The 21,445-nt window shown below is 55.6% G+C and carries 19 protein-coding genes and 2 tRNA genes; 14 read left to right on the top strand and 7 right to left on the bottom strand.

What is annotated here, in order from left to right:
- Positions 1-105: 105 nt before the first annotated feature.
- Positions 106-182, bottom strand: a tRNA-Met gene (locus tag H585_RS0108700).
- Positions 183-279: 97 nt separating this feature from the next.
- A complete protein-coding gene (locus H585_RS0108695; protein ID WP_027367543.1) occupies positions 280-1,137 on the bottom strand; it encodes an undecaprenyl-diphosphate phosphatase in 858 nt (285 codons plus the stop codon).
- 139 nt (positions 1,138-1,276) lie between these two features.
- Between H585_RS0108695 and H585_RS23655 the strand changes: the two genes are divergently transcribed.
- Genes H585_RS23655 through H585_RS0108680 form a run of 3 tightly spaced genes read left to right on the top strand, consistent with a single transcriptional unit; the run spans position 1,277 to position 3,747 of the window.
- Positions 1,277-1,471: a hypothetical protein gene (locus H585_RS23655; protein WP_014260960.1), complete on the top strand. Its 195-nt coding sequence runs from the start codon at positions 1,277-1,279 to the stop codon at positions 1,469-1,471.
- A gap of 6 nt (positions 1,472-1,477) precedes the next feature.
- Complete coding sequence (gene lptF, locus H585_RS0108685; protein WP_027367542.1) at positions 1,478-2,668, top strand: LPS export ABC transporter permease LptF; 1,191 nt, start codon at positions 1,478-1,480, stop codon at positions 2,666-2,668.
- Entirely contained in the window at positions 2,665-3,747 is a 1,083-nt protein-coding gene (locus H585_RS0108680) for an LptF/LptG family permease (RefSeq protein ID WP_027367541.1), read from the top strand. The genes lptF and H585_RS0108680 overlap by 4 nt, the downstream gene beginning before the upstream one ends.
- Here H585_RS0108680 and yihA read toward each other — a convergent pair.
- Complete coding sequence (gene yihA / locus H585_RS0108675) at positions 3,744-4,334, bottom strand: ribosome biogenesis GTP-binding protein YihA/YsxC (protein WP_027367540.1); 591 nt, start codon at positions 4,332-4,334, stop codon at positions 3,744-3,746. The two genes, H585_RS0108680 and yihA, sit on opposite strands and share 4 nt — an antisense overlap.
- Positions 4,335-4,507: 173 nt before the next feature.
- On the opposite strand from yihA, the gene H585_RS0108670 reads away from it, so the two are divergent.
- From H585_RS0108670 to H585_RS0108660, 3 genes are all read left to right on the top strand, one after another.
- Positions 4,508-4,978 carry a type II 3-dehydroquinate dehydratase gene (locus tag H585_RS0108670; protein ID WP_014260964.1) on the top strand — a complete coding sequence of 157 codons (471 nt, stop codon included), beginning with the start codon at positions 4,508-4,510 and terminating at the stop codon, positions 4,976-4,978.
- A gap of 24 nt (positions 4,979-5,002) precedes the next feature.
- A complete protein-coding gene (efp, locus tag H585_RS0108665; protein ID WP_027367539.1) occupies positions 5,003-5,560 on the top strand; it encodes an elongation factor P in 558 nt (185 codons plus the stop codon).
- A 110-nt stretch (positions 5,561-5,670) separates the two neighbouring features.
- Positions 5,671-8,157 carry a DNA translocase FtsK gene (locus tag H585_RS0108660; protein WP_027367538.1) on the top strand — a complete coding sequence of 829 codons (2,487 nt, stop codon included), beginning with the start codon at positions 5,671-5,673 and terminating at the stop codon, positions 8,155-8,157.
- A gap of 324 nt (positions 8,158-8,481) precedes the next feature.
- Here the strand turns inward: H585_RS0108660 and H585_RS0108655 are convergent, their stop codons facing one another.
- Positions 8,482-8,946: an L-2-amino-thiazoline-4-carboxylic acid hydrolase gene (locus H585_RS0108655; protein WP_027367537.1), complete on the bottom strand. Its 465-nt coding sequence runs from the start codon at positions 8,944-8,946 to the stop codon at positions 8,482-8,484.
- Positions 8,947-9,050: 104 nt separating this feature from the next.
- On the opposite strand from H585_RS0108655, the gene lolA reads away from it, so the two are divergent.
- Positions 9,051-9,701: an outer membrane lipoprotein periplasmic chaperone LolA gene (gene lolA / locus H585_RS0108650; protein ID WP_005983687.1), complete on the top strand. Its 651-nt coding sequence runs from the start codon at positions 9,051-9,053 to the stop codon at positions 9,699-9,701.
- Here lolA and H585_RS0108645 read toward each other — a convergent pair whose 3' ends face one another.
- Complete coding sequence (locus H585_RS0108645; protein WP_014260968.1) at positions 9,702-10,466, bottom strand: pseudouridine synthase; 765 nt, start codon at positions 10,464-10,466, stop codon at positions 9,702-9,704.
- A gap of 73 nt (positions 10,467-10,539) precedes the next feature.
- Positions 10,540-11,172: a sulfurtransferase-like selenium metabolism protein YedF gene (gene yedF, locus H585_RS0108640; protein ID WP_027367536.1), complete on the bottom strand. Its 633-nt coding sequence runs from the start codon at positions 11,170-11,172 to the stop codon at positions 10,540-10,542.
- Between the two features lie 176 nt (positions 11,173-11,348).
- Here yedF and H585_RS0108635 point away from each other — a divergent pair, with 176 nt between their 5' ends.
- From H585_RS0108635 to H585_RS0108610, 6 genes are all read left to right on the top strand, one after another.
- The gene (locus tag H585_RS0108635) at positions 11,349-13,139 is read left to right on the top strand and encodes an ABC transporter ATP-binding protein (protein WP_027367535.1); all 1,791 of its coding nucleotides are present in this window, start codon (positions 11,349-11,351) and stop codon (positions 13,137-13,139) included.
- A 3-nt stretch (positions 13,140-13,142) separates the two neighbouring features.
- Complete coding sequence (locus H585_RS0108630) at positions 13,143-13,814, top strand: lysophospholipid acyltransferase family protein (RefSeq protein ID WP_027367534.1); 672 nt, start codon at positions 13,143-13,145, stop codon at positions 13,812-13,814.
- Between the two features lie 61 nt (positions 13,815-13,875).
- Positions 13,876-14,790 carry a lysophospholipid acyltransferase family protein gene (locus H585_RS0108625; RefSeq protein WP_027367533.1) on the top strand — a complete coding sequence of 305 codons (915 nt, stop codon included), beginning with the start codon at positions 13,876-13,878 and terminating at the stop codon, positions 14,788-14,790.
- Between the two features lie 480 nt (positions 14,791-15,270).
- Positions 15,271-16,293 (top strand): sensor histidine kinase, encoded by a 1,023-nt coding sequence (locus H585_RS0108620; protein WP_027367532.1) that lies wholly within the window; start codon positions 15,271-15,273, stop codon positions 16,291-16,293.
- Between the two features lie 20 nt (positions 16,294-16,313).
- On the top strand, positions 16,314-18,368 hold the full coding sequence (locus H585_RS0108615; RefSeq protein WP_027367531.1) for a SpoIIE family protein phosphatase: 2,055 nt from the start codon (positions 16,314-16,316) through the stop codon (positions 18,366-18,368).
- A gap of 1,278 nt (positions 18,369-19,646) precedes the next feature.
- A complete protein-coding gene (locus H585_RS0108610) occupies positions 19,647-20,444 on the top strand; it encodes an alpha/beta fold hydrolase (protein ID WP_027367530.1) in 798 nt (265 codons plus the stop codon).
- 126 nt (positions 20,445-20,570) lie between these two features.
- Here the strand turns inward: H585_RS0108610 and H585_RS0108605 are convergent.
- Positions 20,571-20,647 (bottom strand) — tRNA-Arg (locus tag H585_RS0108605).
- A 132-nt stretch (positions 20,648-20,779) separates the two neighbouring features.
- On the opposite strand from H585_RS0108605, the gene H585_RS0108600 reads away from it, so the two are divergent.
- Complete coding sequence (locus tag H585_RS0108600; RefSeq protein WP_027367529.1) at positions 20,780-21,445, top strand: O-methyltransferase; 666 nt, start codon at positions 20,780-20,782, stop codon at positions 21,443-21,445.

Here is a 21,445-nt window from a genome sequence, read left to right as displayed (position 1 = left end):
ACTTGTACCAAACTTGTACCAAAAGCAGCTTTGAGCGACTTCCGGAGGCCTTCAGGCCAGCCAAAAAGAAAAAAGGCTCTGGAAAACCAGAGCCTTAGATTTCTGTGGTAGCAAGGGAGGGACTTGAACCCCCGACACTGCGGGTATGAACCGCATGCTCTAACCAACTGAGCTACCTTGCCACAAAAAAACGCATTTCTTTCAACCGCCGCGGGAGCGATTAACTACCCACTCTCGCCATAAATAGCAAGAGGTCTGCACACAATTTTTCCGGCCCTATCAATTCACCCCCGTGCTCCAGAAAAGAAGCACCAGCGGGGCCAAGGCCAGGCGGTAATAGGCGAAGGGGCGTAGCGTTGTCTTGCCGAGCAGGGCTATGAAGAATTTGATCGCAGCCCAGGCCGAGAAGAAGGAGACAACGAAGCCGATAGCCAGGAACAGCATATCCGCACTTGTGAAGAGTCCAAGATTCTTGAACATCTCCAGTCCACTCGCCGCAACCATTATCGGCACCGCCGCGATGAAGGAATATTCGGCGGCCATGGTGCGGCGGGCGCCCAGGATCATGCCACCCATAATGGTTGCCGCCGAGCGGGAGAAGCCGGGCCACAAAGCCAGGCATTGGAAGCAGCCAATGCCCAGGGCGAGCAGAGGGGTTATATCGTCCAGGCTCGCGTAGCGCGGCTTTGGCCGCACGGTTTCGATGACCAAAATAATTACCGCACCTGCTCCCAGAGCCCAGGCAACGCTGATAGGGCCAAACAGATTGCTCTTTATGAGATCGTGTGAGGCCAGGCCCAGGAGCGCCGCTGGTAGCGATGTTAGGAAGAGCAGGAACAGCCCGCGTATTCCAGCGAACTGGGACGAGAGGGGAGGAGCGAATCCGGCTAGCCCGGATTGATCTTGATCGATCTGGACCAGGGATGGCGCCACGAGCCCCAGGAAGCGGCGTCTATAGAGTACGACAACCGCCAGAATCGCCCCGAGTTGGATGATGACGTCAAAGGTGGCTATTTTCTGGCCGGATAGCCCGAGCAGGGAGTTGGCAAGGATAAGGTGCCCAGTGCTCGAGATGGGCAGAAACTCGGTCAATCCTTCCACGACACCGAGCAATGCGGCCGAAATCCAGGAATCCATTTCCCCTCCCCCAAACATGGTTCATGCAGCAAGCCAAAGAGCCCTAGCTTAGGCCGTTTCAAGTTGCAAGCCAACCTTGGGTCGTGTACGAAATGCGTTCCGGCAAACCTTGCCGACCAAGCCGACGAGAGAGAAACACATGCCCACAATAGTTCCCAAGAGCGAGTTGCACCGCCGAGCTGTCCAGTGGATCAGCGAGCACCGGCCCGAGAAGTGCGATGCCGCCTGCCTTAAGAAGCTTCTTGAGGAAGCTGCCATGCGCTTTAACATGAGCCCCTTGGATGCAGAGTTTTTGCAGCGCTTTTACGCGGAAGACCGCAGTAAGGTAAAGTAAGGGAGCATCGTTCTGCGGCTTACTCCGTTCAAGCTGGCCAGTGAGCATGTTTTTAAGGAACTGCTCCTGACTTTTATCATTTGTCTGGGCTCACTCCTGACTCTTATCCTCATCGGCAGGATGCTCCAACTGAAAGAACTTTTTCTGGGGCAAAGCCTTGGAGTGATGGAGATAGGTCGCCTATTCTTCTATCTAAGCCCTTTTTTCCTGCAGCTGCTCATGCCCATCAGCTGCATGCTGGCAATTTTTCTAACCTTTCTCCGCATAAGCAGCGACCGGGAACTCATAGCCCTCAAGGCTGGCGGAGTGAGCCTGTACAAGCTGCTGCCATCGCCGGTCCTTTTCTGCTGTTTGTGCTGTGTGGCGAACTTGGCCGTGGCCTTTTGGGGCATATCCTGGGGCATGGACAATTTCCGGGCGGAAGTCCTTGAATTCGCCCGCAACCGCACCCAGATCATGATCCAGCCCGGCACGTTCAACAGCGATTTTCCTGGCTTGACAATTTTTGCCGAGCAATACGACCCAGGAAACAAGGAGATGCGGCTGATATTTGTCCAGGATAGCCGGGGAGACGAGACTTCCGCCACCATCGTCGCTGAAAAGGGCAGAGTGGTTACCGACAAGGAAAGAGGAAGGTTGCAGTTCCTGCTCAACGATGGCGCCATATACCGCACGGCCAAGGATCAGGTTCATACCCTTAAGTTTGTATCGTACCTGGTCAACCTGGACATCTGGAAGACATTCAATGCCGAGCAGCTCTCTGAAACCAGACCAAGAGAGATGTCCATCATTAACCTTCGCCGGCTTGCGGCTGATCCCGACTTGGCCAAGAAAAGGGATGAAGATTACGTTCGCAAGGTGAATGTTGAGATACAGAAGCGCTACACTTTGCCAGTAGCTTGCCTAGTGCTCGGGTTATTCGCCTTGCCGTTTGCCTGCTCCTTTCAAGGAGTTAAACAGTATGTCGGCGTGCTCATGGCCTTAGGCATGTTCATAGTCTATTACAGTTTATACTCCATCAGCATAAGCCTGGGGGAATCAGGTTTTCTTGCGCCTTGGATCGGGCTATGGTTGCCCAATGTAATCTTTTTTGTGTCGGCCATCTTCGGCATTCGGCTAACAGCTCAAGAAAAATCCATCAGGCTTGGGGATTGGCTGACCAACTTGCGCATGCCATTTAGGAAGAAGAGTTCGTGAGTGTCCTAAGCCGCTATCTACTGAGGCAAAACCTCTATCTAATGAGCATCTGTCTCTGTCTGGGTATAGCTGTCTACCTCCTTTCGGATTTGTTTGAACGATTGGACGACTTCCTTGAGGCTGGCCGAGGACTCAAGATCATGCTCGTCTACTTCCTGGTGAAAATCCCGCTTATCATTTCCCAGATATTGCCGGCCGTTTTTCTGGTCGCCATGCTCGTCCAGCTTTCAGCCATGCGCTCGAATCGCGAACTCCTGGCGCTACGCGCTGGCGGAATATCATACAAAGCTATCATTTCCTTCTTTCTAGTCTACAGCCTCTTTTGGTCGGGAGGCCAACTCTTCATCTCCCAGTACCTTGGGGTCAAAGGCCTGGAGTACTCCAAGCGAATTTGGGCTGAAGATGTGCGTGGCAAGGAGTATGTAACCAAGACTATCCACAAGCTTTGGCTTCGAGAAAACAACGATATCCTGCATATTGATACTGTCCAGCCTGCATCAGGCAAGGGCCGCAACTTGAGCATCTATACCCTTGCGCAGGACAGGCGGTCGGTTGTTCAATTCATCAACGCAAAAACATTTGAAGCGAAAGAGGGGAATTGGGTGCTAAATGATGTCACCATTATTGATCCCATCCGATTTACCTCAGAATACAAGCCGACCTTGAAACTAAGTCTAGGGGAAGCTTTCAAGTCCTTCACGTTGGCGGAGTCGAGAAACAATCCGGCTCAGCTTCCTTTGTGGGAGTTAGGCCGAGCCATACACCAACTGGAAGTAACAGGTTCGAACGTGGAAGGCCTGCGCACCATCTGGCATGGGAAGCTGTCCTATGCCTTCTCTATTACGATTATGGCCCTCCTGGCTCTCGCGATCATCACCTTCGAGCATAACGTATATTTAAACCTGACCGCCGGCTTGGTGGCGACGTTCCTCTTCTATGGCTTCTTCGTGCTTGGCTCGTCCGCCGGCGAGATGGGCTTCCTCCCGCCAATTGCCGGCGCATGGCTGGGCAACGCCGTTTTTATCCTGGGGGCCACGACACGATTGTTTTGGAGGAGCATCGCCAAGTCAACGCATTAGCCTGGAACGCTTCCCACCGCCGCGTCCAGGGCCTGCCAGAGTTCCTCGCGCCCCTGACTCGTACGGGCGGAGAAGGGCACGGGCCGCTGAATATCCCCCAAAATCTCGGTCCATTCACGCTGGCGCTTGGCTCGCTCTGCCTGCTTGCACTGATCTGCCTTGGTCAGGACCACGAGGATGGGCATGCCGATCTGGCGCAGATAAGAGCCCAGCTCGAGATCGAGCAGCTGCGGCGAGTGGCGACAATCGATGAGCATGGCCACGGCGCATAGTGCAGTCGCCTTGCTGATGTATGCGTCGATGAGCGAGGCCCAACTCTGGCGTTCCTGTTTGGAGCAGCGCGCGTAGCCATATCCCGGCAAATCCACGAGGTAATAGCCCGCGGGAGAAACGTGATAGAGATTGATGCTGCGCGTCTTGCCTGGCGTACCGCTGACCTTGGCCAGTTTCTTGGTCCCGGCCAGGGCATTGATAAGCGAGGATTTGCCCACATTGGAGCGCCCGGCCAGAGCGATCTGCGGAGCGTCGGGCAACGAGAGCTGGTCCGGAGTATAAATCGTACTGGTCAAGCGAACTACTCTGTTCATGTATTTCCTTATTGCTCGTTATGTCTGCTGAAGTCCAGCTGGACGCCGGGGAACGGGTGTCCGCCGGCTTGTCTTCGCCGTGTGAAGCGGGTATATATCGTAAGCTTCGTCAGGCATCCACTCCAGTTACAGTACGACTTCGGCGACCTCTCCGCCGACGAGGGCAGATCCCGATGGCAGGCTTCGACATTCTTGTGCTTAATGGTCCAAATCTTGGCTATATCGGCAAGCGACAACCTGAAATATATGGTTCGCAAGGCATGGATCAGGTGCCTGCGCTAGTTCGTGAGCTAATGGGTGAAAAGGCAGGCGACGTGCGCCTCTCTTTCTTCCAGACCAACTCCGAAGGCGGTCTCATCGATCGCCTGGAGCAGGCCTGGAACCATGGGGTGCACGGCATAGTCTTCAATGCCGGTGCCTACACACATACGAGCTTGGCCTTGGCCGATTGCCTGGCCTGGATCACAATTCCTTGCGTTGAAGTGCACCTTAGCAATATATGGGCGCGCACGGATGAGCCGCTTCGTCAGCGTAGCTACATCGGGTCCCGCTGCGTCGGTGTTGTTGCCGGATTTGGGCTCTTGAGTTATGCCCTGGCCGTGCAATCGCTGTGGAGACTTCTTTCAGATAAACAAACAATTTAATTTCAGAAGCTTATCGGAGGCGACATGCTGTCCACCAGCTCTTTCAGGCCAGGCCTGAAGATTGAAATAGACAATATTCCCTATGAAATTGTCGAGTTCCTGCACGTGAAACCTGGCAAGGGCGGAGCATTCGTGCGCACCAAATTGCGTAACCTCCTCAACGGCAGGGTAACCGATCAAACTTTCCGCTCCGGCGAAAAATTCAGCAAGCCCGACATGGCCACCACGTCCATGCAGTATCTGTACAGAGATGGCAGCGATTTTGTATTCATGGATATGGAGACATACGAACAAGTCCATGTGAACGAGGAGAAGCTCAGTGACAAGGGGGGCTTTGTCAAAGAGGGCAAGGAAGTGCAGGTGCTGCTGTACAAGGGCGAGTTGCTCGACCTTGACTTGCCTGCCTCCGTGGAGCTTCAGGTCGTGGAAACTGAACCTGGCGTGCAGGGCGACCGCGTGAGCAACGCCACCAAACCGGCCAAGCTTGAGACCGGTTTGCAGGTCAAGGTTCCGCTGTTCGTCAACCAAGGTGATATGATCAAGGTCGATACGCGCACCGGAGATTACATCAGCCGAGTGTAAGGTCTTCAGTGACAGCAGGTCGTGGCGGAAGCGGGCAGCCGCTTCCGCCGGTTTCGCGTTTCCGCCGGTAATCGAGGCATGTCCCGCGCGACCGCGCTCGATCCGCATCAATCGGTCCGATAAAGGAGGGTAGTGCTACGGACGGAAATAAGCTTTTCCGCGAAATCGTCGGCCTGTTCTTAATATTTTCCGGCATTTTCCTTGCCGTTAGCCTTTTTTCTTATCATCCGCAGGACCCGAGCTTTTTTTATATCTCCAGCAATAGCCGAGATGCCAGCAACCTTGCCGGTATCTTTGGCGCTCACTCCGCGGGCTTATTCGTGGAATTTTTCGGCATCGGGGGGATTCTCGTCCCGTTCTTGTGCCTCTACCTGGGTGCGCTCTGTTTCGTGCGCAGGCTGGCCATGGAGTGGTGGCGAGGCCTCGGCGTCTTCCTGCTGACTTTGACCCTGATAACCTGGGCCAATACGCCATGGGCCATACAGCATATTTCCATCTTGAGGACCTCGGGCGGCGGTTTGCTGGGCAAAGAGATATATCGCTGGTCCCAATTCCTGCTGCGCCCCTTTGGTGCACTTATTGTCTGGTCTTTCATACTAATGGCTTCCATCCAGCTCACCTTGGGCATCTCCTGGGTAATGGCCGGGTGCGGACTGCACAATCGCGCCTTGGGCGTTTGGCAACGGCGCAAATTCAAGAGCAAGCCGCACAGATTGTTAAAGCCTGCCATTTCGGCTCCGGAATCAGCAAAGGCCCAGTTTGTAGCCTTTACCTCCGTAGTCGATGAAGCGTCTCCTATTAAGCCTGCCTCTCCAACTTCCGAACGGAAGAGCGACTTTTCCTTCACCGCACTTTTTAAGCCGGAGAAAGAGGCTGAGGATACATACGAAAGAAAAAGAAATCCCCTGATCCCTTCAGAAAGAGGACAGGAGGAAGCTGGGGAAGCTGACTTGGCGTTCCCGGCAGAACTTTTTCTGCCGCCGCAAGATCCTCAAACCAAGGCTGGATCTGCAGAACGGTCTGGTTCAGCTACATCAGTACAGCCGCCTTCCGGTTCAGCATCACGCTCCCGCGCGATCACTCCGCGTGCCGCAGCCGCCACTAAAGCTCCATTGCCCGAAGAGTCAGACGAGCCTGAAGATGAGCATATACCTATCGACACATCACTTGCTCTGCCGCCCTTGGAGTTGTTAGCCAAACAAACAGGGAGCACCAGCGTCCAAAACATGGCGGACCTGGAGGAGAAAGCCCGGGCTTTAGCCGCCTGTCTGTCGGATTTTGGTGTCAATGGAGAAGTGCAGCGCATCGTGCCCGGCCCTGTGGTGACCATGTTCGAGTATAAGCCAGCTCCAGGTGTGAAACTCACGCGTATAACGAGCCTCTCGGATGACTTGGCCATGGCCCTGCGAGCCATGGCAGTACGCATCAACGCAATCCCGGGTAAGGATCTCGTGGGCATTGAGATTCCTAACGAAGACCGGGAGGTGGTGTTCTTACGGGACATTTTTGAGTCCGAGGATTTCAGCTCGTCCAAGTCCCGATTGACGTTAGCCCTGGGCAAGGACATTCAGGGCAAGCCCTTTGTGGCAGATTTGGCCAAGATGCCGCATCTGCTGGTGGCGGGCGCCACCGGTGCAGGCAAGAGTGTCTGTCTCAATGGCATCCTGCTTAGCCTGCTCTACAAGGCCGATCCGGACGAAGTAAAGCTGCTCCTGGTAGATCCTAAACGTATTGAACTCTCGGTTTATGCCGATCTGCCGCATCTGGTGCATCCTGTAGTTACGGAAATGGCCATGGCCAAGAACGCCTTGGAATGGGCAGTCTACGAAATGGAGAAACGCTACGAGGCCATGGCCCGGCTCGGAGTGCGCAATATTGACGGGTTCAACCAGAAGCTGGCCAAGACGAATATTGAGGCCCGTCCCGACTTGGCGGATCTGGCGCCCATGCCATATCTGGTCATTGTTATCGATGAGTTGGCGGACCTCATGATGACAGCCGCCAAGGAAGCCGAGATGGCCATCGTGCGTCTGGCCCAGTTGGCCCGCGCTTCCGGCATTCACCTCATCCTGGCCACGCAGCGTCCTTCGGTGGATGTCGTCACCGGACTCATTAAAGCCAACTTCCCGACGCGTATCTCCTTCCAGGTGACGTCCAAACACGATTCGCGGACCATTTTGGATACGATTGGTGCTGAAAAGCTCCTCGGGCGCGGCGACATGCTCTACAAGCCTAGCGGAGGCAGTTTTCTTCGTCTGCATGGAGCCTATGTAGGCGAGGATGAGATCGCGCACGTGGTGGAGTTCTGGAAGGCCAAAATTCCACAATCTTTTGAGCTTGATTTCGCTGCCTGGCAACAAGATGGCACGAATGAAACAGCGGAAGGAATGCCGGGAGGCCTTGATGGTGATCCGGTATACCAGGAAGCCATGGATTTTGTCCTCGAGCAAGGCAAGGCTTCCATATCGCTTATCCAGCGACGTTTCCGCATTGGCTTCAACCGCGCAGCACGCTACATTGAGCAGATGGAGATGGATGGCCTCCTAGGACCCCAGGAAGGCAGTAAACCCAGGCAGGTGCTCAGGGGGCGAGAGTAAATAATCCAAATGCGTTCAGATCCCGGAGTGTTCAAGACGGGATCAAGATGAATTTCGGTTCGACCTATTCAGAGCCTGTTGAACACTACCTGGCTTTTTTTGCAGAAAGATGGGATGAAAGGGCATTTCGGGAGAGTTTCGATGCCGAAGAGCTTATGCCGCCGGATCGGCAATCTCCTGGATATTTGGACTTTCATGCCTTGCTTGCTTCCCGTGCTTTCGTCTTCAGGCAGTTGGTAACACGCTCTAGCATCGACTTGTCGTTTTTTATATATGGAGATTGGATCCCGGCCCACGAGGAAGTTCTCCCCCAAGGAAAAGCCCTTATTTCCAAGTATAGATGAGCTCGCAGAGCTTGTTGTCCTGACAGATAGAGGTGGGCCGTTTGAAGCTCAGACGCGTGGAGTAACCCTCGGCAAAGGCTTCTTCGCGGACGCAGGCCAGTTGGCAAGCTAGATCGTCGGGCAGGCCCAATTCACGGTATGCATCAATGTGGGCGCAACGTTTGATTACGACTCGCATCTTATCCAAGCCAATCTCAAATTTGCCAATGTCCAAGGACCGACCGCTTCGCCATGTATTTACCACCGTGGCGAAATGGGGCAGATTGGGAGTGGTGTCACACGATTCGGCAAGGGCTTTGCCGGCCTCTCTGGCCACGTCGCGAGTGGCTTCCCCAATCACCTTAAGCGCTTCGGCACGCCCAATACGATCAATAAGCGTTTCAAAAACGCGCCGAAGGATGTCAGCCTCGAAACGTCTCTGTTCTGTTTGCGTCAGGAGGGGCATAGACACTACCTTAAATTAGTTTAAGTGGCAAAGCGCATCTATAATTGTATATAAAAGTATACCCATAAAGAAATCTCTTAGTCCAGCAGCCAAGAGGAGCGATAATGAAAAGATTTTTCATAGCATTGGGAGCGGTATTCATTCTGGTAGTGGTCAGCTCAAGCGCCCAGAGTGAGGAGATCACCCGCCGCATCCAGCAGCAGTATGAAACCTTGAAGGGCTTCAAGGCCGGGTTCACACAAGAGCTGACGAATGCCGCTACTGGCGAGGTAGAAAAAAGACGTGGCACGATAGCTTTCATGCAGCCAAGCCTTATCCGCTGGGAGACGGTGGAGCCGGAGAAGGAGTTGCTCATCGTAGGCGAGAATGCCGTCTGGGACTATTTCAGCGATGACAACCTAGTTATAAAGTATCCTCTTGCCCAAGTGCTCAACTCCAAGACCATGATTAGGTTTCTTTCGGGCAAAGCTCGGTTTGAGGAAGACTTCGCCGTGGCTAATCAAGGTGAGGAGAGCGGATTGATCAAGATCCGCCTTGATCCCAAAGAGCCTGAACCTTCGCTAGTTTTGGCCTATATCTGGTTGGACCCGAAGACTTACCTCATCCGTAGCGTCTTGCTGATGGACTTCTATGGCAATGCTAATCAGGTGAACCTCCGCGACCTGGAACTCAACCCGGTTCTGTCCAGAAGCTACTTTCACTTCACGCCACCGTCTGGAGTAGAGGTGCAGGACAATACCCAAACAGGTTCATAGCTATTCAGAGCCGGGAATACCGACGGCCACGGCTGTCTTCAGGACCTTGACTTCAGCGGGAGTCAGGGTCCTGAGTTTTCCAGTAGGAAGCGCGCCCAGGGAGAGCGGACCTTCACAGGTGCGTCGGAGTTTGAGCACCGTAAGGCCTAAATCGCGGCACATGCGCCTTATCTGTCGATTGATGCCTTGAATGAGCGTCAATTCCAGAAGGGTCTTGCCAAGCATCTGTTTATCCAAAACCTTGACCTCCACTGGAGCGAGTTTCTCGCCTTCAGCCAAGGTCATGCCCCGGCGCATGGCCTCAAGCTTGTCCCTGGTCACTTCACCGCGAACCAGCACTTCATAGACCTTAGGCAAATGATAGCGCGGGTGCGTCATGCGATAGGTCAAGTCACCATCGGAAGTCAGTAGGAGAAGGCCTTCGGAGAAGAAATCCAAACGACCAACGGGAAAAACACGCCTCTTGCGTACCTCCTCGGGCAAGATTTCCAGCACGGTTCGCCGGCCCTGTGGATCGCTGGCAGTGGTCACTACTTCGACTGGCTTGTTCAGCATATAGTAGGCATGCTCCGTAGCTTGCCCCTCTTGAGGGAGAAACGCCACCGGTTTGCCGAACACGGTGACGATGTCATTCTGGGGATCGACCTGTATGCCAGGGGACGAGGCTGTGATGCCGTTAACAGCTACATTACCGGCAAAAACAAGCTCATCTGCCTTACGTCGAGAGCAGACCCCAGCCATGGCCAATGCTTTGTTTAGTCGCATGGGCCCCTTCTATCGGAAGGGGCCCTTATCAGAAAAGAGGAAAGTGTAGTCGAATTTCGACGAGAGGCTGTGCTCAGATCTGAATAACCTTGTTGGCTAATTGCAGACTTGTGACCACATCCAGCATATTGGTCGTGTCTCCTACGGCCTTTTTAGCCAGAAGGCCGAAGAAATCAAGGCAGGTGCCGCAAACCAGGATGGTCACACCCGAATCCTCGATGCGTTTGAGTTCGTCTAAAACAGGGCTGTCTTGGATAGTCAGCCGGACACCGCTGTTGAGCAAGATGACGCGCCAGAGTTCCTCGCCCAGTTCAGGCAGGGTGGACAGAAAACTCTTCATGAGCTTGCTACCCAGAGTTTCATCGCCACGGCCAATTGTGTCCGCAGTGATAAAGACCACGGTTTTCCGCGCGAGTCGGGCAAGTTCATCGTCAGGCATGACCGCGCACTCGGCGCAACCATCCGGCTTCCCGCCGGTAGTGGAAGTCACGCGATTTCCAGCAATGCTCCACACTCCATCGCCAGCCGATTCCGTGGTGATGGTGTAGCCTTGATTTTTTAGAAACCTGCTGACATTTTCCTTGGCGGCCTCGTTATCCACGGTTACGGTCAGGCAATCCGGCTGTTGGGAATCGATGAGCCGCTTGCATTCCAGAACCGGCCCTGGACAAGCCAGACCCTTGCAATCCAAATGCCTATGGGGCATGGGTGTTCCTCCTTGCAGATCTGACTTGGGATCATAATTCGCCAACGTCGTCAAATTTGATTGCCGGATAGAATATTACTTTTTCCATAGAATAATCAGATGCAATCCTGTGAAACGTGCTGGCCGCTCCGACCGGCGCGTCGCTCCAGGGTAGCGTCATGTATTAAGGAGACCGCGTGGGAAGCAAAGGCCCTGCCTACATGTCGAATAAGTACCTTATCCTCAGAATGCTAAGCTACTTCAAGGCCTTCAAGGTGCGTATTGCATTTTCAATGCTGGCCATGGTCCTTGTGGCTGCCGGCGATGGCGCCACGGCTTTCCTGGTCAAGCCGGCCATGGACGAGATTTTCATCAATAAGGACAAAACCGCCCTAATTTTTATTCCGATCCTGTTCATGGCGGTTTACCTGCTCAAGGGAGCGGGGCGTTTCTATCAGCAATACCTCATGCAATACTGTGGCTACATGGTCCTGGAGAAACTGCGCCAGGAACTCTATCAAAAGATTATCAGACTCCCGCTTCGTTTTTTTGAAGACAACCAGGTTGGCATGCTCATGTCCCGTATAATTCAGGACGTGACCATGATCCGCTCCAGCTTGCCTTCAGTGATCATGATCCTCAGGCAAGCCTTGACCATGATCGCCCTCATCTTCGTCGTTTTTTACCGCGACTGGTTTCTGGCTATCTGGGCTGTGCTCGTCCTGCCGCTGGCCTACTTCCCGCTCATCTATTTCGGACGCAAGCTGCGCAAACTGAGCCGCAAGAACCAGGCGAAGCTTTCCGACATTTCAGTCTTCTTGCAGGAGATCTTCAGCGGGATACGCGTGGTCAAGGCTTTCGCCAACGAGAAGAAAGAAAACGAACGCTTTGATCAGGAAAACGACCGGCTTGTTAAGAACGTCATCAAGCAGACCCTGTATAACGAGCTTTCCTCGCCAGTCATGGAGGTCATCGGCGCCTTGGGCATGGGTTTGGTCATCTGGTATGGCGGATCAATGGTCATCGCCGGTGAATCCACGCCGGGCACGTTCTTCTCCTTCATGACCGGGCTCATTCTCTTGTACGAGCCAGTTAAGAAAATCAATTCTTCCAACCAGGACATTCAAAAGGCCCTGGCTGGAGCCGAGCGCGTCTTTGAAATTCTTGATTCCAAGGACGTGCTCGAAGAGCAGGGTGGAGACAAGCAATTCAGCACTCCTTTCCAGGCTCTTGAACTCAAGGATGTTTCATTCGCTTATTCCGAGAATGATGCACCGGCCCTGAATCATGTTGATTTGAGCATCAAAGCGGGCCAACGCGTGGCCATTGTCGGTCCCAGCGGCTCGGGAAAGACCACACTCATCAACCTTATTCCGCTGTTTTACAGACCGCAGCAAGGGGCGATTTACCTCAACGGCCAGCGGCTGGACGAATACTCTTTGGCCAGCCTGCGTATGAACATCGGCATGGTTTCTCAGGACGCCTTCCTGTTCAATCTGTCCATCCGGGACAATATCGCTTACGGCATGGTGGGCTACGACGAAGAGGATGTCGTGCGCGCGGCCAAGGCAGCCTATGCCCATGACTTCATCAGCGAGCTTCCGGAAGGTTACGATACGGTGGTTGGGGAGCGCGGAGTCAAACTATCAGGCGGTCAGAAGCAGCGTCTGACCATCGCCAGAGCCCTGCTCAAAAACCCTCCCTTGCTCATCCTCGACGAGGCTACCAGCGCCCTGGATACGGAATCCGAACGCATCGTGCAGTTGGCGCTGGAGAACCTCATGAAGGACCGTACAAGCATTGTCATAGCGCACCGGCTGTCAACCATCATGACCGCCGACAAGATCGTGGTTATGCAAAAGGGCAGGGTTGTTGCCGAAGGGCCGCATGCCAAGCTTCTGGAAACTTGTCCGCTATATGCCAAGCTTAACCGCATGCAGTTCGGGAACGAAGCAATGCTCGAAACCGAACCCGCCTTGGCGGAGTGATTCATGCGCATAGATCCGAGCAAGCTCTCCAGGCCCATTTCAATGGCATATCGCCTCTGGTGCCGATCTCTTCGCTTTCAGGATGTCGGCCAGGAGCATCTTGATTGCGCAGCAGCCCAGGGGCGCAGATTGATTTACGCCATCTGGCATGACGAGCTTTTCCCCCTGGTCTGGTACGCCACCCGCAAGGGCCTTACCGTGGGGGCCATGGTCAGCCAGAGCCGCGATGGGGAACTTCTGGCAGGCATCATTGAATCCCTAGGCATACCAACCATACGTGGATCAAGCTCGCGGGGCGGGGTCAAGGCTCTGGTGTCCGCCATACGGCTCATCGAGAGGCAGGGGCATGACATTGTCATCACTGTGGACGGTCCACGCGGGCCCCGACATATCGTCAAGGAGGGCGCTATCCACTTGGCCTCCAGGACCGGGGCGCATATAATGCCGGTGCGCGTTTCCATGAAAAGAACTCATATCTTTCATAAGGCCTGGGATAAATTTCAGCTTCCTTGGCCGCTTACAAGATGTCGGGTAGTCTTCGGAGAGCCGTATGCTGTTTCCCGCAGCCTCGATGAAGCGGGAATCGCGCAAGAGCGAAGCCAGCTGGAAAATCGCCTGGAAGCCTTGGATGCCGAATTGTCCGGGCTGACGCATTCGCAAGAGCCATCTTGTTAAAGTGATACTTTAATAACCTTGCCGAGGCTGTTGCCTCGGTGATTCAGCGTTAAGGATGCACATGAAGACGCGCCTATTGTGGTGGCTGGCGTGCCTTGGCCAGCGCATGTCCATTGCGCAGATCGATCGTGCGGGAGATGGGCTCGGCAGGCTCTTCTGGCTCGTACTACGCTCACGCAGGCGATTGGCTACCAAGGCCATCCAGGAACACCTGGGGCTTGGAGAGGCCGAATCCAAGGCCTTGGCCTACGAGAGCTTTCGACAAAACTGCCGTTCCTTTCTGGAACTGCTGTATGTCCCCAAGCTTGATAAGGCTTTCCTTGAGGAGCGCTGCACGATTAACCGCCCGGATATCATCGCAGCGATAAGCAAGCTGGAGCGACCGATTGTCCTTGTCTCAGGCCATATCGGAGCCTGGGAATTCTGTTCGACTATAGTGCGGGAGATTCTTGGCATCACGCGCGTCACCGGCATAGCCCGCAAGCCCAAAAGCGAAGCCATGCACGTCGTCATGATGAGATTGCGCGAGCGGCCTTGTATTTCGGTAATTCCCCATCGCAATGCAGCCAGGCAAGTGCTACGGCGCCTTAAGAACAATGAGGCTGCCGGCTTCGTGGTGGATCACAACACCTCCTCGCGCGAATCAATTTTCCTTCCTTTTCTCGGCGAAGTAGCTGCCGTAAACAAGGGACCGGCCATCCTTGCAGTCGGTGCCAAGGCCCTGGTGCTGCCGCTGTTTTTGTTTCGCGAGCCGGGTGGCCGGTATCGCATCCACGTGGAAGACCCCCTGGATACCACGACGATCCCTGGAGACCGGGAGCAGCAGGTTCAGGCTGTAACCGAATTCTATAATGAAGCGGTGGAACGCCAGGTGCGCCAACATCCGGAGCAGTGGTTCTGGATGCATAAACGCTGGAAGACCAAGCCGGATGCGGAAACGGAACCAGACAGCCAAGCTACGCCGATGGCTGAATGACGTAAGGTTATTTTCGCTCCAGATAGTAAATCCGTATTGTTCAGGTCAGAAAGACCGCCCCGCAGGGTAGATTCAAGTTTCCCATTACCCGTCTCCGGCTATCCCATGGATACGCTATACTTAGAGCATTTTGCTTATGAAAATGCTCTGCAAGCCATGCGTCGGCATGGCTTGCCGCTAGCTTCGGCGTAGGCGCAATTCACTTGCGCCGTCAACGCCGGAGCGGGCGTCTTAAAAGCAATCTGCTCTAGCAACTGCGCTGTCAGGGGGAGAAATCTCAGGGCCTAAAGTTTGGCTGAGGATGCTTGGCCTTGGCTTGCCTTCAGGTGTAGTAATGTAAACAGGATGATCCCGCCCATCTTTGGAAGCAGAACCCACGTAGTGGAAGAGAGGAGAATCAAGGCGGTCGGGATCTTGCGGTTTGAATCCCTGATGGACGCTTGAAACCAGGACTCGGCCAGCAACTCAGCAGGTATTGCCATGGCGCGAATACGCGACGATACCACCAGGACAGGCCTGTCAGGCAATCCGATCATCACGGACTCCTTCTTCGGGGCCGTCCTCGGTTTCTTTCTCCTGCATCCCCTGGCCATGATCATCGTGGGCATCCCCCACAATGGCGGTACCTTCAATCTGGTGCATACCGGCCACGCGCTTTTCAATTTCATGGGTTTCTACTTCGCTGCCATAGGCTTCGTATCCGGACTGTCGAGCGGCATCCTGCGCCGCAAGGTCAAGATTCGAAATGCCCGCCTGCGCGATAACGCATTGCTTCTGGAGCAGGTTTTATCCGAGCGGGAGAGCCTGCTGAGGATTTTGACGCACGACCTGACCAACGCCATCGTATCCGCCTCGGCCTACTTGAAGATCGTAGCCCGCAAGGGCCGTACGCTGCCCAAGGAAGAGATCGTGGAGAACGTGGCCGAGGTATACCAGACCCTGCTGCATGCTCACGAACTCATCGATTTCACACGCCAGATCATGGCCATCGCTAGCGGCAAGCTGGAGATAACCCTCTCCAGGCAGGATATCGTGCCGCTGGTCCGGGACGCCGTGCGCCTGTTTTGCGACAAGGCCAGCCAGAAGGAGGTAGCAATCAGGCTGGATGTCCCGGATGGACCTGTGGTCGCCGCAGTGGAACCCGTCACCTTCAAGAATTCGATCCTTGGCAACCTCATGAGCAATGCCGTGAAGTTCTCCCTGCCCAAACGGGAAATCGACATCTCGGTACACCGGGCTGCTGGAAGGATCCATATCTGCGTGACCAACTTGGGCCCGCACATTCCCGAGCAGGAAAAGGCCAGGCTCTTCTCGCCCTGCGAACATACTACGAAGCCCGGAACCTGCGGCGAGCCCGGCACCGGCTTCGGCCTGCCCCTGGTGGACAGGTTCACGCGCAAGATGAACGGCGAAGTGCGCGTGGAGAGCGTGCCCACGGGAGATGGCAATGAGGCCTGCACCGTCTTCGAGGTAATCCTGCCGCAACCGGAGACAGATGAATAGGGGAGTAAGAGAGGGCAGACATGCGCATCTTGTGGAAGACCCTTATTCTTCTGTTAGGCATATCTTTCATCCCCTTGCTCCTGGTTACGGGCGTATCCTACAAGGCTATGCAGGGCATGGGCACGGACCTGGCGGAGAGTGGGCGTGATTCGCTCCTGGAGCGCACCAGCACGGCTTTGCAGCGCATGGTCGAGGACCACGCCCGTGTCTTGCGCCTGGAGATGGACGTGCTCGAGTTGGTCCTGCAGTCCGATGCCAAGGATATTCGAGAATTGGCCCGGACTGGCGAACTTGCCTGCCAGCGAGTTGGCGCTATGCAAGGAGCGGCGTGTCCTGCCGCCGAGGCCATGCGTCCGGAGCGCTTCATCTCGCTCAAGGGCGTCTTCGCGCCCGTGCAGCAGAAGTACGCGCACCTTGTCCACTGGCAGGCGGCCTTGTTCGAGGATGGCCGCTACTCGGTCTTTCCTGAACGCTTCATGGCTGACCTTGGGCGAATGCAGGACCTCCCATGGGTCCGGCTCGGCCTGGACACGCGCGATCCGAAGTGGTCCGACCCGCAGCGGGATCCGCTCACCGGAGACGTGGTCTTCACGGTCTCTCGCTCCCTCTACAGCCATGAAGAGCAGTTCCTCGGGGTGGCGGCCGTGTCCGTGTCAGTGGACACGGTACTCAAGGAGAACATCCATACGCACATGCTCTCGCCAAACCTCGTCTTCTTTATGGCTGCACCCCAGGCTGAAGGCGGGCCGGACGACGGACGCATCAAGATCATCGCCCAGCGGAGCACCGCCGGGCACAGGAATGTGCGCTGGAGCGTGCCCGACAAGCCGCTCTGGCTGGCTTCCGAGGACGAGGCTGGCCTTGCCAGGCTTGCCTCGGATTTGCGGCAGGGCCGTAACGGCGTCAGGATCATGCCCTTTGACTCGCGCGAGAGTGTATGGGTCTACGCGCGCATCCCGGGGATGCGCAGCTACTTGTTCTTCGTCATCCCCGCCGCAGACGTGACCCGCGAGGCCGAGGCAGTCGAGGCCTACGTGCGCGGCCGGGTGGGCCAGCAGGAGCGCTTTTCCATGGCGGTCGTTGCAGTAGTCGGCCTGCTTGCGTTGGCCGCTGCACTTGCCGGAACACGCACCATCACGCGCCGCATCGGCAACCTTGTCTCAGGGGTGCGCCGCGTGGCCGCAGGCGATTTCGAGGCCCGCGTGCCGGTGGAGGGCCGGGACGAGATTGGCGAACTATCGACGACCTTCAACCGCATGGTCCCGGCGCTCCAGGAGAGCGTGCGCATCCGCCAGGGCCTCATGGTTGCCCAGGAGGTGCAGCAGCACCTTCTGCCGGTCAGGGCTCCGCTCATTGCGGGACTCGATGTTGCCGGGGCGAGCCTCTACAGCGATGAAACCGGCGGGGATTACTACGACTTCCTCGAAGTCTGCTGCCAGGACCCGAACATCCTCAGCGTGGCGGTGGGCGATGTGTCTGGCCACGGACTTTCCGCCGCGCTGCTCATGACCACGGTAAGAGCCGCCCTGCGCGGCAGGCTAACCCAGCCTGGCTCCATGGCCGAAGCCCTGCGCGACGTGAACAGGCTTGTGGCCGTGGATACGCGTGAAACAGGGCAGTTTGCCACCCTCATCTATGCCCAAGTCCACCCGGCCGTGCGGACCATCCGCTGGATACGCGCGGGTCACGAACCAGGGCTTCTCTATGATCCAAGTCGGGATGAAGTCGTGCAGCTTCGGGGCCCGGGCGCGGCCTTGGGTCTTGATGAAGAGATGGAATTCCAGGAGCAGGTGGTGACCTACCCGTGGGGAGGAATTCTCGTCCTTGGCACCGACGGCATTACCGAGGCCCATGATGCCGCGGGCGAGATGTTCGGAAGACAAAAGCTGGAGGATGTGATCCGCAAGAGCCGGGATCTCGCGGCCGGACGGATACTTGAGGAGATAGTGAAGGCGGTGCGGGCCTTCCAGGGCGACGTGGCCCAGGAGGATGACCTGACTCTCGTGGTAATCAAGGATGTGCGTGTCGCGCCTGGCAGTCCAAGGGAAGGAGCCGTACAAGATAAAAGAGAGTAGCTGGCGTAGCCGGTACGCTCATCACCCAAGAATGTACCGGCAAAGTTCCATCAGGAGAGATCATGCCACTCGTTCCTGAAAGGCGCAGACATCTGCGTGAGGCGTTCACCGGCAACCCCAGTGAGTTGACCGTGAATCACGGGTTTCTTCCAAATCGCCTTACTATTCGTCCTAAGTCTGTACGCCAAAGGCCCGGCTCGATCTCCATTAGCAGGCGTGGGCGGCTGTTTTTCAGGAGCGCATGCGGACGCTTACTGGCAGGGCAGTCACTTTTCACTGACTTCTAGGAAATTCTCAGCTCCTATGGTTATTTTCACTGAGTTCTTGATTTCAAAGAGTTCCTCAATCTAAAAGTTAACATAATTTACATTACGAGACTTATTCAAGCATACAAATCCCACACACGGATGTCCACAGCATGCCCGGGATTCGGACCATGTCCGGCAGTCCCAGCCTCCTGAGGTCATCCTGTGCTCGATTCCCCTCAATCCGTGAGGCGTTCGAGCATGCTCCCAGTCACACCGTCCGCAGCGAGTCGCCCGACAGGCATCCGCCAGATGCTCAGTTCAGTCACACTGTCAGTCACACGTCCGAATCTGGACGTTGGGCTTCAGGCCGCCTTTCGGGCTGCGGCGCGCTCGACACTGGTCGGCCCATGCCCGGAATCTCGTTCCAACCTCAAGCCTTGCGGCGATATCGAGCGCGCGTGCAGAACATGTTCCGTCCCGCAGGAGCAACAAAGCGCGGCGCTGATTGCGGGCCTGGCCAGACCGCTTGCGACTTGAGCGGCTTCCCCATACGCCTGGCCAAGGGGGCCCCGGATTTGTATTATTTACGGATGGACATTGTCGGCCACACCGTATGACCTCTTCGCCGGGTTATCCGTTAATAATTTGTCTGTCCGGAATTAATTGGTGTTCGTTTATTTACGGATGTAGCCTGTTGTCTATTTACGGATAGCCCCCCTCGTCCAGGCGCCCTACCCGGCTCCGGCTCAGACAGGGGAACAGTGATTGCCGCATATGGGAATTATCGGTATGGTTGCGAAGGCTTCCAAAGCAACTTCAGGGCCTTGGCGTTGCGGGGCGCCTGGACAGGCCTCTGCGCTGGACGACTTCACAGGTCGGCTTGTTGTGCAGGTCTTGGAGCATGTTGCTCTTGAAAACCCTCAGCGCCATGCCCCGGCACGGAGTGTCCCCAGCTTTGGCGCAAGCGCAATTCACGGAAGTATGATTGTTTGTCCTGCGCTCTCCATTCGAAAACAGGGGTGTTTCGATCATGACCCGCTTTGACCATTCATCCGGACATTGCCTCAAGGTAGACGAGGCCAGCATCTATTTCGAAATCGCTGGAAATCATGAGGGAAAGCCTCTTGTGTTGCTCCATGGCGGCCTTGGAAGCATGGCTGACTTCAATGGCCTCCTTGGCAAGCTGCCGACGGAGTATCGGGTCATCGGGATCGACTTTCGAGGTCACGGCAGATCCACGCTGGGCTCAACCCCACTGACCTACCAGCGCTTTCAGGCTGACGTTGAGGCCGTTCTCGCCCATTTGGGCATGGCTGCCTGCACGGTTCTCGGATTCAGTGACGGCGGGATTGTCGCCTACAGGATGGCCGCTCAGTCCCCCTCAAAGGTCCAGGCGCTGGTGACCCTGGGTGCGCAGTGGCGACTGGAGCCAGATGACCCCGCATTCTCCATGCTGAGCGGGTTGACTCCTGAGATGTGGATGGAGATGTTCCCCGACTCGGTCTCCTACTACAACTCCATCAACCCCTCCCCGGATTTCCACGCCCTAGTGAAGGCAGCCGTATCCCTGTGGACAGATACCCGATCCAGTGGTTATCCGAACGAATCCATGGCTCGGATAACGGCGCCCATGCTCATCGTACGCGGAGATCACGATCATTTCCTGTCTTTGGCCGAAGTCGTGGAGTTGCGGAAACGCGTTCAAGGCGCCCACTTCCTCAATGTTCCCTTTGCCGGACATGAGGCGCACAAGGACTGCCCCACGCTCTTTCTGTCCGCAGTCATGGATTTTATGGAGCGTACTCGGGTCCTGCCAGAGCACGTCTAGGCTTGCCTGTCCAGCCCATCAGGAACACCTCCTGATGGGAAGCTCGCTTCGAAGCTCAGGGTAGCAATAGGGTAGCCAAAAAGAAAAAGGCTTATGTCCATTACGGTCATAAGCCCTTGATGTCTTTGGTGGGCAATGCAGGATTCGAACCTGCGGCCTTTGGCTCCGGAGGCCAACGCTCTATCCAACTGAGCTAATTGCCCAAGAACGATGAAATATCCTTGTAGTCGGCTTTAGTCAAGCCGATTGGTTCAGCCTTGCCGGCGTTTTCTATCTCAACGCCTTACCTGTCCTGGTAATCTCTGATAAAAAGGTGCGCAGCCAGGAGGTCCGCTTTGTATATACCTGTAATTCACCTGTTACCGAAAGATCCTCTGCTCGTGCATGCCGCCAAATGGCTTGCCCGCGGAGCGCTAAACCTACCTGTTCGGCTACACATGGCCCTGCGCCAGGACTATCCCTGGTTTGCCCAGGACAGCGTGAAGTGGCTGCAGGGCTTTCTGAAGCCTTATATGTACGGCTTCGAATGGGGAAGCGGCCACAGCACGATTTTCTTCGCCCAGCGCTCCGCAAAATTGGTATCGGTGGAACATAAGCGTAAATGGTTTCAAAAGGTTTCATCCAGATTGGCTGAACGCGATGTGTGCAATGTAACATATCTCTTCAGGCCACCAGGTACTGAATCGCGACCCTCTCAACTGCGCCCGACCATGCTGGAGGAACTCGACTTTAAGCCCAAGCCCGAGTTCACGGCTTATTGCGACACCATCCTGGACTACCCATCAGAGACCTTTGACTTCGTGAGCGTTGATGGACGGGCCAGAATTGAATGCGCCATGAACGCGCTGGACAAGCTCAAACCCGAGGGAGTGCTCATCCTGGACAATAGCGAACGCAGCAAGTACAGATCTTTGTTTGTAGTTCTAACGGCTTGGCCCAGAATATCCTTCGCCAATGGCGTCTGGGAAACTACCATTTTCAGAAAACCAGGGCGTTCCTGA

This window comes from Desulfocurvibacter africanus subsp. africanus DSM 2603 (assembly GCF_000422545.1).
Lineage (GTDB): Bacteria > Desulfobacterota > Desulfovibrionia > Desulfovibrionales > Desulfovibrionaceae > Desulfocurvibacter > Desulfocurvibacter africanus.
This window is presented reverse-complemented; position numbering and strand designations above follow the sequence as displayed.